This window comes from Planococcus notacanthi (assembly GCF_030407825.1).
GTDB lineage: Bacteria > Bacillota > Bacilli > Bacillales_A > Planococcaceae > Planococcus > Planococcus notacanthi.
The window spans coordinates 1-13,842 of the sequence record NZ_JASDCQ010000009.1; the positions used below are offsets into that span (position 1 = coordinate 1).

13 protein-coding genes and 1 rRNA gene are annotated in these 13,842 nt (G+C 44.8%); 13 read left to right on the top strand and 1 reads right to left on the bottom strand.

All coding sequences use genetic code 11. The features are described from left to right. Positions 1–104: 104 nt before the first annotated feature. From rrf to rsmI, 12 genes are all read left to right on the top strand, one after another. A 5S ribosomal RNA gene (gene rrf, locus QMA01_RS17510) occupies positions 105–220 on the top strand. 160 nt (positions 221–380) lie between these two features. Beyond that, on the top strand, positions 381–1,814 hold the full coding sequence (locus tag QMA01_RS17515) for an aminotransferase class I/II-fold pyridoxal phosphate-dependent enzyme (RefSeq protein ID WP_290215557.1): 1,434 nt from the start codon (positions 381–383) through the stop codon (positions 1,812–1,814). A 62-nt stretch (positions 1,815–1,876) separates the two neighbouring features. After that, on the top strand, positions 1,877–3,403 hold the full coding sequence (gene ppx / locus QMA01_RS17520; RefSeq protein ID WP_290215558.1) for an exopolyphosphatase: 1,527 nt from the start codon (positions 1,877–1,879) through the stop codon (positions 3,401–3,403). A gap of 90 nt (positions 3,404–3,493) precedes the next feature. Further along, positions 3,494–5,605, top strand: a complete 2,112-nt coding sequence (locus QMA01_RS17525) for an RNA degradosome polyphosphate kinase (RefSeq protein WP_290215559.1) — start codon at positions 3,494–3,496, stop codon at positions 5,603–5,605. A gap of 106 nt (positions 5,606–5,711) precedes the next feature. Further along, positions 5,712–6,362 carry a dTMP kinase gene (gene tmk / locus QMA01_RS17530; protein WP_191716900.1) on the top strand — a complete coding sequence of 217 codons (651 nt, stop codon included), beginning with the start codon at positions 5,712–5,714 and terminating at the stop codon, positions 6,360–6,362. 117 nt (positions 6,363–6,479) lie between these two features. After that, complete coding sequence (locus QMA01_RS17535) at positions 6,480–6,809, top strand: cyclic-di-AMP receptor (protein WP_191716901.1); 330 nt, start codon at positions 6,480–6,482, stop codon at positions 6,807–6,809. Positions 6,810–6,902: 93 nt separating this feature from the next. Beyond that, entirely contained in the window at positions 6,903–7,895 is a 993-nt protein-coding gene (holB, locus tag QMA01_RS17540; protein WP_203341414.1) for a DNA polymerase III subunit delta', read from the top strand. 3 nt (positions 7,896–7,898) lie between these two features. Beyond that, the gene (locus tag QMA01_RS17545; protein WP_191716903.1) at positions 7,899–8,711 is read left to right on the top strand and encodes a PSP1 domain-containing protein; all 813 of its coding nucleotides are present in this window, start codon (positions 7,899–7,901) and stop codon (positions 8,709–8,711) included. Between the two features lie 11 nt (positions 8,712–8,722). Then, positions 8,723–9,082 carry a DNA replication initiation control protein YabA gene (gene yabA, locus QMA01_RS17550; protein ID WP_191716904.1) on the top strand — a complete coding sequence of 120 codons (360 nt, stop codon included), beginning with the start codon at positions 8,723–8,725 and terminating at the stop codon, positions 9,080–9,082. Positions 9,083–9,180: 98 nt separating this feature from the next. Continuing rightward, entirely contained in the window at positions 9,181–9,918 is a 738-nt protein-coding gene (locus tag QMA01_RS17555; protein ID WP_290187223.1) for a tRNA1(Val) (adenine(37)-N6)-methyltransferase, read from the top strand. Next, entirely contained in the window at positions 9,905–10,174 is a 270-nt protein-coding gene (locus QMA01_RS17560) for a GIY-YIG nuclease family protein (RefSeq protein WP_203341416.1), read from the top strand. Before QMA01_RS17555 ends, QMA01_RS17560 begins: the two co-directional genes overlap by 14 nt. Beyond that, positions 10,171–11,040, top strand: a complete 870-nt coding sequence (gene rsmI / locus QMA01_RS17565; RefSeq protein WP_290215560.1) for a 16S rRNA (cytidine(1402)-2'-O)-methyltransferase — start codon at positions 10,171–10,173, stop codon at positions 11,038–11,040. Before QMA01_RS17560 ends, rsmI begins: the two co-directional genes overlap by 4 nt. Positions 11,041–11,146: 106 nt before the next feature. Here rsmI and QMA01_RS17570 read toward each other — a convergent pair whose 3' ends face one another. Then, the gene (locus QMA01_RS17570) at positions 11,147–11,425 is read right to left on the bottom strand and encodes an AbrB/MazE/SpoVT family DNA-binding domain-containing protein (protein WP_006830747.1); all 279 of its coding nucleotides are present in this window, start codon (positions 11,423–11,425) and stop codon (positions 11,147–11,149) included. Positions 11,426–11,760: 335 nt separating this feature from the next. Here QMA01_RS17570 and metG point away from each other — a divergent pair, with 335 nt between their 5' ends. After that, entirely contained in the window at positions 11,761–13,719 is a 1,959-nt protein-coding gene (gene metG / locus QMA01_RS17575; protein ID WP_290215561.1) for a methionine--tRNA ligase, read from the top strand. Positions 13,720–13,842 lie beyond the last annotated feature (123 nt).

Here is a 13,842-nt window from a genome sequence, read left to right on the forward strand (position 1 = left end):
CGATGGTAGTTGGGGGTCTCCCCCTGTGAGAGTAGGACGTCGCTGGTCTATTTTATATTTTTTTCTAGTTATTCTTTTGAGTGAACAAACACTCAATCAAACAGTCCAGTGATGATGGCAAAGAGGCCACACCCGTTCCCATCCCGAACACGGAAGTTAAGCTCTTTTGCGCTGATGGTAGTTGGGGGTCTCCCCCTGTGAGAGTAAGACGTCGCTGGGCACAATGAAAGAAAGTCGTTACCGATTCCGGTAACGGCTTTTTTGTTTGGAGAAAACCGGTCACAGCCATTGAAAACATCCAACCGACTGTTTTCCGAACCGCTGCTCTCAACCGGAATTGTTATAATGAAGTTAATCAATCAATGTGAGGATGGAAAATCATGACGCAACGACGCCCAATTGTGGATGCATTAATCGAATTTCAAAATAAACAACCCATTTCTTTTCATGTACCAGGACATAAACATGGCATCCTGTCAGGACTGCCGCAAGAAATTCAGTCAGCTCTTCAGTATGATGTGACAGAACTGGCGGGTCTGGATGATCTTCATTATCCGGAAGAGGCGATCAACGAGGCACAGCTTTTATTAGCGGAAGCTTATGGTGCGAAACGCAGCTTTTTGTTGGTCAACGGTTCAACTGTCGGAAATCTGGCGATGATTCACGCCGCTTGCAGAGAAGGGGATGTGGTCATTGTTCAGCGCAATTCCCATAAGTCGATCTTCCATGCGTTGGAGCTTGCACATGTGCGGCCCGTTTACGTTTCACCGCAATGGGATGAGGAATCCATGACAGCGGCTGCAGTGCCTCTAAAGGCAGTAGAAGAAGCGATAAAGGCCTATCCGAAAGCCAAGGCCATTGTACTGACCTATCCCAATTATTATGGAATGGTTTCCTACGAACTTACTGCCATTATTTCTTTATGCCATGAACATGGAATTGTGGTTCTGGTGGATGAAGCCCATGGTGCCCACTTTCAGGCAGGTGCCCCGTTTCCAGTCTCATCCTTGTCTCTAGGTGCTGATGTAGTCGTGCAGTCGGCCCATAAAACACTGCCGGCTATGACGATGGGCTCTTTTTTACATATCGGAAGCGAACGTGTAGACGCGAAAAGAATCCAAAAGTACTTACGGATGTTTCAATCAAGCAGTCCGTCGTATCTGATCCTTGCCTCATTGGATGATGCACGGTCCTATCTTCAAAACTATTCGCAGCCTGACATGCGGATGTTCAATGAAAAGAGGGAGCGTTTTCTCAGCAGCCTGCGGATGATTCCGCATTTGACGGTGGTAGAGTCTGATGATCCACTGAAAATCATGCTGAGGGTTGCCCATCACAGCGGCTACCAGTTCAAACAGATGCTGGAGAAAACGGGGGTTCATGTTGAGCTGGCAGACCTTTATCAGGTCTTGTTGATCTTGCCTTTAATGAAACAATGGCATGCCTATCCATTTGCCGAAATTCGCAGCCGTTTAAAAGAAGCGGTACAGCTGTTGGAAGGCGAAGCGAGAAAAGACATGAGAGTCCAAGTGAAAACAGTATCCCAAGTAACAGTTCCCGAATTGTCTTTTGAAGAAATTGATTTGACGGATCAGGAATGGGTGCCTTATACACAAGTTATCGGCCGTATTGCAGCGGGTATGGTGATTCCATATCCACCGGGGATTCCGCTGATGGTGGCAGGCGAGAAATGGACATTGGCCAAAGTTGAGGAGCTCATGAATTACCTTGCTTCCGATGCGCAGATACAGGGAGACCATAGGCTTGCTTCCAAGGAATTGCCGGTGCTTCAGCACGAAATAACCCGAGCATAAGAAATGCTTAAAGAGGGTATACTGTAACATCATTTACTTGGTACAGAATGTGGGGGATTTTCATGGAACAGGAAAAGTATGCAATCATTGATATCGGCTCGAATACCATCCGGCTCGTCATTTACACGCGGGATAAAAGCGGACGTTTTACAGAGAGTGAGAACGTAAAAGCCGTTGCTCGTCTCCGTAATTATTTAAATGAAGACAATGTGTTGAAACAGGAAGGCATCGATGTACTGATCAAGACTTTAAAAAGTTTTCAGGAAGTGACCCGCCATCATCAATTGAAAGACATCAAATGTGTGGCTACGGCGGCTGTGCGCCAAGCTGTAAATCAAGACAGCATTCTGGCAGCAGTGGAAAAAGAAACAGATTTTACGATGCGTATCCTCTCGGAATTTGAAGAGGCGAACTACGGTTACCTGGCCGTCGTCAATTCCACACCATTCGCCAGCGGCATCACGGTTGATATTGGTGGGGGCAGTACAGAAGTTACCTATTTCCATAATCGCCAGCTGATTTTTTTCTACAGTTTTCCGTTTGGTGCTTTATCATTGAAACAGCAATTTGTCGAAGGAAACACACCGACCAAAGGCGAATTGCGCGAGTTGCGGTCGTTTTTAAAAGAGCAGTTTGATCAATTGGAATGGCTGGCTGATAAGCGTTTGCCGTTGATCGGCATTGGGGGAAGTGCGCGGAACATGGCTCAGATCCATCAGGAGCATATTGAATATCCGCTGTCTGGTGTTCATCAATACATGATGAGCAGAGATGACGTAGAAGAAGTCAGTGATTTATTGAAGTCAGTGGATTTTTCAGAGCTGCAGCGCTTGGAAGGGCTGTCGAAGGACCGGGCGGATATCATCATCCCGGCTGTTGAAGTGTTCCGCTATTTAATGGAATTGATCGACACCAAACAGTTTGCTCTCAGCAGAAAAGGCTTAAGGGATGGTGTGTTTTATGAAGAGACGACCAAGGATTTCGATTTGTCGGTATTTCCAAATGTCGTGGAAGAAAGTTTTCACGAGTTGGCTATCGATTATGACATCAATTTGACCCATGCATTCCATGTTGCCAATAGTGCTTTGCTGATTTCAAAGGAATTGGAAGAGTTGGGCTTGCTGTCATTGGAAGAGTTGGACTATAAGCGTTTGAAGCTCAGCAGTGCACTCTATAATTTAGGGAGCTACATCGATTCGGAATCCAGCCATCAGCATACTTTTTACTTATTGGGCAACCGCACCATCGATGGTTTGCTGCACAAAGACCGGATCGTCATTGCTTTGATGGCTTCATTTAAAAATAAAGAGGTCTTTAAACGGAACGTTAATGTGTATGAGGAATGGTTCAATAAAGAAGAGTTGGCGAAATACAGCCTGCTTGGCGCTATCATCAAGCTGGCGTACAGTTTGAATGCAACTAAACGTGATATTGTGGAAACGATTGAGCTGGAAGAAAACGAGGACAAACTTGTTTTTTCTGTGCAATGCCGAGAAGATTGGAAGCCGGAACAATACCAGGTGGAAAAACAGAAAAAGCATTTAGAGAAGCAGTTAAAGAAAACGATTGATTTTAAATTTTACAAATAATTAACATTTCAAGTGACATATCTCGTATTGCTGACAGGCAGATGGTGATAGGATAGATAAATGGATTATAAGTAAAAGGTGGAGTCAAAATTGGAGACTTTAAAAAAGAAAAGCGTGGAACTCAGGGATCCTTCTTATTACAATAACCGCGAACTGAGCTGGCTGGCTTTTAATGAACGGGTCCTGCAGGAAGCCCTTGATAAACGGAACCCGTTATTGGAACGATTTAAATTTCTGGCGATTTTCAGCTCCAACCTGGATGAATTTTTTATGGTCCGTGTAGCAGGGCTGCAGGATCAGGTGAAAGTCGGGTTTACGAAACCCGAGAATAAAGCGGGAATGACGCCAAAGCAACAATTAAATGAAATTGCGATGAAGACCCATCAATTGGTGGATCTGCAATATGAAACGCTGCAAAAAACATTGTTGCCAAAGCTTCAAAAAGAGCACGTAGAATTCGTCAAAATGGCGGATTTAAGTGCAGACCAATTGGATATAATGGAACGGCATTTTGAGGATCATATTTTTCCGGTACTGACGCCAATGGCCATCGATGCTTACCGTCCATTTCCCATGTTGCTCAACAAAAGCATCAATTTGGCGGTGGTGCTGGAAGACGCAGAAGACCAGGCGGAAGAAGGGCAAAAAATTGCCATTGTCCAGGTGCCTTCTGTACTGGAACGGTTTGTCCGCCTGGAATCGAAAAAGGGCAGCTACAAGCTGATTTTACTGGAAGATGTCATCAGTTTCTTCATTCGCAAACTTTTTCATGGTTTTAAGGTGATTTCAACGTCGGTATTCCGGATTACCCGCAATGCCGACATGACGATCCATGAAGAAGGCGCACGTGATTTGCTGAAGGAAATTGAAGAAGAGCTCCGGAAACGCAAATGGGGAGCGGCTGTCCGGCTGGAGATTCAGCAGCCAGGATTTGATCCGGCCATTTTGGAATACTTGACCAATGAACTGGAAGTCCATAAAAAAGATGTCTATGCTATTGAAGGATTTTTGGATTTGACGGTGTTTTTCAGCTTTTATAAAAAAATGGCACCAGTTTGGGAGCATTTGGTCTTTGAAGGCAAAGTGTCGCAGCTGCCGGCAGGGATGGAAACAGGCAAGCAGATTTTTCAAAAGGTCAGTGAGCAGGATGTTTTTCTTCATCATCCGTATGAATCATTTGAACCGGTCGTTCAATTTATTTCAGAAGCCGCTGATGATCCCGATGTCCTGGCCATCAAGCAGACCCTTTACCGGGTGAGCGGTGATTCTCCGGTAATCAAGGCTCTGAAAAGAGCTGCTGAGAATGGCAAACAAGTAACCGTGCTGGTTGAATTAAAGGCCCGCTTTGACGAGGAAAATAATGTCCAATGGGCAAAAGAGTTGGAAAAGGCAGGATGCCACGTTATTTATGGCATGACGCATTTGAAAACCCATAGCAAAATCACCTTGGTCGTGCGGAAAAAAGACGATAAAATTGAGCGTTTCGTGCATTTAGGAACCGGCAATTACAACGATCAGACGGCAAAAATCTATACAGATATGAGCTTATTCACCTCGAAAAGGCAGTTCGGAATTGATGCCACCAACTTCTTCAATTATTTAAGCGGCTATACCGAGAAGCCGGAGTTCCATTATTTATCGGTAGCGCCTTTTACGATTCGGACCGATATCATCGACTTGATCGATACGGAAATTCGTTTCCAAAAAAAGCATGGCAATGGCCGCATCATTGCGAAGATGAACTCACTGACGGATAAGCTCATTATTATGAAGTTGTATGAAGCGTCCAATGCAGGTGTGAAAGTGGATTTGATTGTCAGAGGGATCTGCTGCCTGCGTCCAGGAATCCCAGGGGTCAGTGAGAACATTCAGGTTCGGAGCATCGTGGGCAGCTTGTTGGAGCATAGCCGTGTCTATTACTTTAACCATAACGGCAAAGGACGGACCTTCTTATCTTCAGCGGATATGATGACGCGGAATTTAAATAACCGCATTGAAATTTTATTTCCGATTGTTGACGAAACCATTAAACAGCAAGTGAAAAACATACTGGAATTGGGGCTTGCCGATAATGTCAAAGCCAGACAGCAGGATGCGGACGGGGTTTACCATTATGTGCCGCGCAAGGACGATGAGCCAGTGATAGACAGCCAAATGGAGTTGTTCCGCCGGGCATATCAAGTGGCAGAAGATGAAGAATAGTTGGTTTTCTGCTGGTCACTATAAAATCGAAGCCATTTCGTGTATAGTAAAAAGAGTTTGAAACAGTAGAAAATAATTAACTTCATGGAATAAGGTGAGCTGGAAAATGAGTTATTTAATCAACCTAGAAGGTGGAGAAGGATCGGGAAAGTCAACGGTCCTGAAAATGCTGGCAACTGCGTTGGAGGAAAAAGGATTTTCTGTGGTTTGCACGCGTGAGCCAGGCGGCATCGACATAGCTGAACAAATTCGTCAAGTGATCTTGGACCGGAACAACACCGCAATGGACGCGCGAACAGAAGCTTTATTATATGCAGCAGCGAGAAGGCAGCATTTGGTCGAAAAAATTATTCCAGCACTCGAAGCGGGAAGCATCGTTTTATGTGATCGTTACATTGATTCGAGTCTAGCTTATCAGGGCTATGCACGGGGTCTTGGAATGGAAGAGATCTTCGCCATCAACAAGTTTGCCATCGATGAATACATGCCGGATCTGACGCTTTATTTTGATGTCAATCCGAAAGTGGGTCTGGCACGGATCGAAAAAGATTCAGACCGTGAGATCAACCGCTTGGATGTAGAATCAATGAAATTCCATTACAAAGTAAGAGAAGGATACCTCTTGCTGTTGAGCCAGAATCCGGAACGAATTCGCTTGATCAATGCAGAAAATGAACTGGACATCGTTTATGCTGATGCATTGGAAACAGCTGTACGATTTATAGAAGAACGGCAAGCGGCAGTTGATCCTTCTTAGGGTCAGCTGTCTTTTTGATGCAGCTATTTTTTTGGCAAAGAGCTGGAAAGATATGCAGCGTATATCTTTGTTCATGTTATACTTATATAGAAGAAAGACAAAAAGGAGTGAGTGCTGATGAAACTCGTAGTAGCAGTTGTACAGGACCAAGACAGTAACCGATTATCCAACGCGTTAACGAAAAATGATTTCCGGGCTACCAAGCTTGCCAGTACAGGGGGGTTTTTGCGCTCAGGGAATACAACCTTTTTAATCGGTGTAGAAGATGACCTGGTACCGAAGTTGCTGGATTTGATTCGTGAAAACTGCCGGTCTCGTGAACAGATGGTAGCACCTGTATCGCCGATGGGTGGAAATGCTGACTCGTATATTCCTTATCCTGTGGAAGTTGAAGTGGGCGGAGCAACTATTTTCGTCTTGCCGATTGAACAATTCCACCACTTTTAAATAAAGGCGGCTGCCCGGCAGCCAGTACGATAAAAGAAAACCCGTGCTCCAACCGGAACACGGGATTTTTTACAAAGTCTGAAGGTGAAGTTTGTGCAAAAAACAATTGATGAATTTTTGGAAATGCAGCCAGTGGTGATGAAGCGGCTCCAAGGTGCTTATTCAAAAGACCGGTTAGCGCACGCTTATCTGTTTGAAGGTCCGGCTGGTTCTGGCAAAACGGAAATTACGCATTTTTTCGTCAAGCTGCTGCTGTGTGAATCGCCTGTGGAAAATGTTCCATGTGAAACATGTCGAAGTTGTCAGCTCTATAATTCCGGCAACCACACCAACGTTCTTTTCATCGAACCGGATGGCCAAAACATAAAAATTGACCAAATCCGAGAGTTAATCTTCAAATTGAATAAAACCGGTTTGAATACAGGCCGTAAAATATACGTGATTGAACAGGCAGACCGCATGAACAATTCTTCTGCCAATGCTTTGCTGAAGTTTTTGGAAGAGCCTGAGTTTAATGTGACAGCCATCCTATTGACTGAGAGGCTCAATGCATTGATGAGCACAATCCGTTCCAGGTGCCAACTGGTTTCTTTTCGTCCGCTGTCGCGTCCCAAGCTTATGGAAAAACTGATAGCAGATGGAATGACTGGATCAATGGCTGCAACTGTCAGCATGCTGACGCAAAGTGAAGAAGAAGCTGTCTTGTTGGCTCAAGATGAGCAATTTGCCCAGGCCAGAAAAACCGTGTTGAAACTGGTGGAAGTGGCTGGCAGCAATGTTCATGAGGCTCTTTTGATGCTTCAAGCCGAATGGCTGCCATTATTTAAAGAAAAAGAAGATGCCGAAAGAGGTCTGGACATGTTATTATTTGCATATCGGGACATTGCTTCGGTAAAAGCAGGTCTTGAAACTGCACGAACATATCCAGACATGGAAGAAACTTGGAAGCAGATGGCTCTCCAGCGTTCTTTTACGGTATTGTCGAAGCAGTTGCAGGCCGTTTTACAGGCCAAACAACAATTGCCGCGCAATATGAACCGGACGCTGTTGATGGAGCAGTTAATGCTGAATCTGCAGGAGGGGTAGCAATTGTATAATGTCATAGGTGTCCGCTTTAAGAAAGCGGGTAAAATATATTATTTTGATCCAGGTGCATTAGGGATTGAAAAAGACGATTACGTCATTGTGGAAACAGCACGAGGCGTAGAGTATGGAAAAGTGGTTGTACCAACGAAAACTGTTGGAGAAAACGATGTAGTTCTGCCTTTGAAACAAGTGGTAAGAGTGGCAACTGACCGCGATCGCCACCAGGTGGAAGAAAATCGTTTGGAAGCAAGCCGTGCCTTCGAACTGGGAACCGACAAAATTGAAGAGCATCGCTTGGATATGAAATTGGTAGATGTCGAATACACTTTTGACCGCAATAAAGTCATTTTTTACTTTACGGCGGAAGGCCGTGTGGATTTCCGGAACTTGGTGAAAGACTTGGCTTCCATTTTCCGTACACGCATCGAACTTCGCCAAATCGGCGTTCGGGATGAAGCGAAAATGCTTGGCGGTATCGGTCCTTGTGGGCGGATGCTTTGCTGTTCAACATTTTTAGGGGATTTTGAGCCGGTTTCCATCAAAATGGCGAAAGATCAAAACCTATCGCTGAACCCTTCGAAAATCTCTGGTTTATGCGGCCGTTTAATGTGCTGCTTAAAATACGAGAATGACGAGTATGAAACAGCGAAAAAAGAAATGCCGGATGTCGGTACACGAGTAACAACACCGGATGGCGAAGGCCGTGTTGTAGGCATGAATATTTTAGAGCGGGTGTTGAAAATCCGATTGACTGAGCAGGAACAGACACTTGAATACACATTAGATGAGATAATGGGCCAAGGAACGAGAGCGTGAGGTGGTTTTAGGTGAAGGAAAAGAATTTTTTGGACACGGTAATGGAGTTTGAACAGCAACTCCAATCCATGCAAGAACAATTCAGCGAATTAAAAGCAGTGGTAGCTCGGACGATGGAAGAACATCATGCGCTGCAATTGGAGAATCATCATTTGCGCGCGCGGTTGGATGAGTTTCATCAAGCAGTGCCGGAAGTAGCTGCTGTAGATCCGGTGAAATTGAAAAAAGCTGTTATGGATATTGGTGAAGGCTATGATAACTTAGCCCGCTTGTATCATGAAGGCTACCATGTCTGCAATGTACATTTCGGCAGTTCCCGAAAAGGCGACGATTGCCTGTTCTGTTTATCGTTCCTGAATAAACAGAACTGAACATAAAGGCAGAAGAAAGCTGTCTGTAAGATAATAAAGAGAAAGGCTTCCGACACTTCGTGTGGCGGCAGCCTTTTGTTATGCTAGGAGTTGAAAAGATGTTAGTGGATGATGAAAGATTGGATTATTTATTGGCGGAAGACCTGCGGATCATTCAAAGTCCGTCGGTGTTTTCCTTTTCTTTGGATGCGGTATTATTGGCACGTTTTGCGTATGTTCCATTGAAGCGTGGCACCATTGTAGATCTGTGCACAGGGAATGGAGCGATTCCGTTGTTTCTGAGTGCCCGTACAGAATCACGGATCATTGGCGTAGAATTGCAGGAACGGCTTGCGCATATGGCACGCCGCAGCGTGGAATACAACGGCTTGGAGCAGCAAATTGAAATTGTTGAAGGCGACGTCAAAAATATGCCGGCGCAGCTTGGGTTTGAAAAATACGATGTAGTCACCTGCAACCCGCCTTATTTTCCAGCACATGAAATGAGCGATAAAAATATCAGTGAACACATGGCTATTGCGCGGCATGAGCTGCACTTAACCTTGGATGAGGCGGTATTGTCGGCGAGCCAATTGTTGAAGCAAGGGGGGAAAGCGGCATTTGTCCATCGTTCAGGCCGTCTGATCGATTTGATTGCGTCAATGCGTGCGAACCGCTTAGAACCGAAACGGATCCGCCTTGTATATCCGAAAGCGGGCAAGGAAGCCAATACTTTGTTGATTGAAGGCATTAAAGACGGCAAACCAGATTTAAAGATCTTGCCTCCTTTGATTGTCTACGGAGACGACGGCGAGTATACCGAAGAAGTGCGGGAATTGTTATATGGCAGCCAGTGATCATTATTTTTATGTGCTGGAATGTGCCGACGGGTCGTTTTATGCTGGCTATACCAACAACCTTGAAAAGCGGCTGGCGGCGCATAACGCTGGAAAAGGTGCGAAATACACACGCGCCAAAGGGCCGTCCAAGCTGATCCATCACGAATGCTACGACACGAAACCGGCAGCAATGAAAGCGGAATATGCCTTCAAGCAGTTAACGAAGGCACAGAAAATCCATTATATTGCTGAAGGAAAGGAGAACGGCAAATGAAATCCCAAAAAAGTTTCCAGCATCAACAACCCACCTTGTATTTGGTGGCCACTCCAATCGGCAACCTGGAAGACATGACAATCCGTGCATTGCGTATTTTAAAAGAAGTGGACATCATTGCAGCGGAAGATACGCGCAACACGAAAAACCTCTGCAATTATTTTGACATCCAGACCAAATTGGTCAGCTACCATGAACACAACCAGGAAAGCGGAGGCTTCAAAATCCTCTCGTACCTGGAAGAAGGCAAGTCAGTAGCTTTGGTCAGCGATGCCGGCATGCCGTGTATTTCCGATCCAGGAGAAGACATCGTCAAACGGGCGGTTGCCGAAGGCTTTCCTGTTGTGCCGATTCCTGGAGCCAATGCAGCCCTCAGTGCACTGATTGCGTCAGGGATTTCGCCGCAGCCTTTTTTGTTCTACGGATTCTTATCGCGCAATAAAAAAGAGCGGCAAGCAGAGTTGGAAATATTGAGCCAAAAAGAAGAGACCCTGATCTTTTACGAAGCACCTCACCGTCTGAAAGAAAGCTTGAAGAGCATGCAAAAAACGGTCGGTAACGAACGGAAAATCACTTTGGCACGCGAAGTGACGAAGAAATTCGAAGAGTTTCTGAGAGGCACTATTGAAGAAGCGGTAATCTGGGCTGAAGAAAATGAAATCCGCGGAGAATTTTGTTTGGTGTTGGAAGGCAATGCAGATCCAGAGCCTTTGGAGAACGTAAAGTGGTGGGAAAGTTTATCCATCGAAGAACACGTGGACCAGCTGATGGAAACCAAAAACCTGACATCCAAAGAGGCCATTAAAGAAGCGGCCATTGAACGCCAATTGTCGAAACGGGAAGTTTACCAGGCTTATCATACCTAGAAAAGCGGAAGCAGTCTCTACGCTGAAGCTAGGTACTGAAAATAGCTACTCTGTCTTTGCAAGCATCAAAAAACCAGGATGCATTAGCTTCCTGGTTTTTTTTATCTTACTTCTTTAAGTTGTTTTGGATCTCTTTTACCAGCATTTCTGCGCCTTCAGTGCTTAAGATCAATTTGCCGCCAACCAATTGCATGTTGTCGTCTGATACTTCGCCTGTAACTGCACAAGTCATGTTTGGTAAATACTTTTTCAAGATAATTTTGTCGTCATCTACGTAAATTTCCAAAGCGTCTTTTTCTGCGATTCCCAAAGTACGACGCAATTCGATTGGAATAACTACACGCCCTAATTCGTCAACTTTCCGAACGATACCTGTTGATTTCATAATGATAGTCCTCCTTTTATTTTATCGGGTGTATTCGTCAAAATTCGACATTTACCACTTCCTGTCATAAATCATACCAACTACTGGCAATTAGGTCAATAAAAAACTATCGAATTTATAATGAAATTTTATAAGTTGTATCATATTTTTGATATTCATGAGTTTTGAAGTCATAATTTTGACATAGTTGTATAGAAAGCCCTAAAAAACCGACGCAGCATTAGCTGGTAAATGTCGAATTTCACTGGAAAATGGCTTTGTCGAATTGAAAGATTGTACAAAATAGGGGACTTCGTTAAAATAAGGATTATACTAAAAAACTGGAGGAATTTTTCGTGACTGCTAACAAAGACACCTTTTATTTAACTACACCGATTTATTACCCAAGCGGAAAATTCCACATTGGAACGGCTTATACGACAGTCGCTTCTGATGCGATGGTGCGCTATAAGCGTTTGCGTGGATTTGATGTCCGGTTTTTGACCGGAATGGATGAACATGGCCAAAAAATTGAAGAAAAAGCAAAAGAAGCTGGCAAAGAGCCACAGGAATTTGTAGATGACATGGCCGAGGCTGCTAAAAAAGTTTGGGCGACTATGGATATTACGTACGATGATTTCATCCGGACTACGGAGAACCGCCATAAAGAAGGCGTCGAGCGGATTTTCAAAACGTTCCTCGACAATGGCGATATTTATAAAGGCGAATATGAAGGCTGGTATTGTACACCTTGTGAATCGTTCTTCACGGAAAATCAATTGGATAACGGCAACTGCCCAGACTGCGGCCGCCCAGTCCATAAAGTAAAAGAGGAATCGTATTTCTTCAACATGAAAAAATACGCTGGCCGTCTTTTGGAATACTACGAAAATAACGTAGAGTTTATTGAGCCTGAATCACGCAAAAATGAAATGATCAATAATTTCATCAAACCGGGATTAGAGGATCTGTCGGTTTCACGGACTTCCTTTGATTGGGGAATTCCGGTTCCTGGAGACCCGAAACATGTCATTTATGTATGGGTTGACGCGCTGTCCAACTACATCACGTCTCTTGGCTACGGCTCAGAAGATGATAGCTTGTTCAATAAATACTGGCCGGCTGATGTCCATGTAGTCGGCAAAGACATCGTCCGTTTCCACACAATCTATTGGCCGATTTTCTTGATGGCTTTGGATCTGCCCTTGCCGAAGAAAGTTTTCGCCCATGGCTTTATCATGATGAAAGACGGCAAAATGTCGAAATCCAAAGGCAATGTCGTTTATCCGGAAATGCTCGTAGAACGCTATGGCTTGGATGCGACGCGTTATTTCCTATTGCGTGAACTGCCATTTGGTTCTGACGGCGTCTTTTCACCGGAGTCGTTTGTGGAACGCACCAATTTTGATTTGGCTAATGACTTGGGGAATTTATTGAACCGTACAGTCTCGATGATCAATAAATACTTTGATGGAGCCATACCTGAAATTAACGGACTGCAAACCGAATTCGACGGGCCACTTCAACGTGTAGCCGCGCAGACGGTAAAAGTCTATGAGCAACATATGGAAAGAATGCAATTCAGCATCGTCTTAAGTGAAGTGTGGGCATTGATTTCACGGACCAATAAATACATTGATGAAACACAGCCATGGGTATTGGCGAAAGATGAAGCTGCCAAAGAGCAATTGGCATCTGTTATGGCGCACTTGGCAGAAAGCCTTCGCATGACTGCGGTTATGTTGCAGCCATTCTTACCGAATGCACCGAAACAAATCATCGAGCAGCTTGGATTGACAGAAGAAGCTCTTGGCTGGGATACGCTTCAAAGCTTCGGCCAAATTCCTGGAGGCACTCAAGTCGTGTCAAAAGGAACGCCAATCTTCCCGCGCCTTGAGCTGGAACCGGAAGTAGCATATATCCGTGATCAAATGCGCGGTACTGAATCGCCTGCTGCAGAAGAACCGGCGGTCGTGGAAGTTCCGGACGTACCGGAAATTGCGATTGAGGATTTTGCGAAAGTGGATTTGCGTGTAGCGACAGTGACAGATTGTGAAGCTGTGCCGAAAACGTCCAAACTGCTGAAACTTCAGTTGGACATGGGCTACGAGCAGCGGCAAGTGGTGTCCGGTATTGCGGAACATTACAAACCAGCTGACCTGGTCGGCAAAAAAGTAGTCGTCGTAGCGAACTTGAAACCGGTGAAATTGCGGGGCGAACTCTCGCAAGGAATGATCCTGGCTGGTGAAAAAGACGGGTATCTGACTTTGGCATCGGTCGCTGAAAAGCTCCCGAACGGCTCGAAAATTAAATAAGATTACTGGAAAAGACCTGTTTTGACCCACTGTTATCAGTGGGTCTTTTTTTGTTTTTGTGGGTTTTAATGCCCAGTATTACAGAGAGAAAAGCGCTTTTGACATTGAACTAACATGTTTTGT

Bases quoted from the DNA above. Each gene is read 5' to 3' on its own strand.
- ppx (WP_290215558.1), top strand. From the start codon at position 1,877: ATGGAACAGGAAAAGTATGCAATCATTGATATCGGCTCGAATACCATC.
- QMA01_RS17535 (WP_191716901.1), top strand. From the start codon at position 6,480: ATGAAACTCGTAGTAGCAGTTGTACAGGACCAAGACAGTAACCGATTA.
- tmk (WP_191716900.1), top strand. From the start codon at position 5,712: ATGAGTTATTTAATCAACCTAGAAGGTGGAGAAGGATCGGGAAAGTCA.
- QMA01_RS17555 (WP_290187223.1), top strand. From the start codon at position 9,181: ATGTTAGTGGATGATGAAAGATTGGATTATTTATTGGCGGAAGACCTG.
- rsmI (WP_290215560.1), top strand. From the start codon at position 10,171: ATGAAATCCCAAAAAAGTTTCCAGCATCAACAACCCACCTTGTATTTG.
- QMA01_RS17515 (WP_290215557.1), top strand. From the start codon at position 381: ATGACGCAACGACGCCCAATTGTGGATGCATTAATCGAATTTCAAAAT.
- QMA01_RS17560 (WP_203341416.1), top strand. From the start codon at position 9,905: ATGGCAGCCAGTGATCATTATTTTTATGTGCTGGAATGTGCCGACGGG.
- QMA01_RS17570 (WP_006830747.1), bottom strand. From the start codon at position 11,425: ATGAAATCAACAGGTATCGTTCGGAAAGTTGACGAATTAGGGCGTGTA.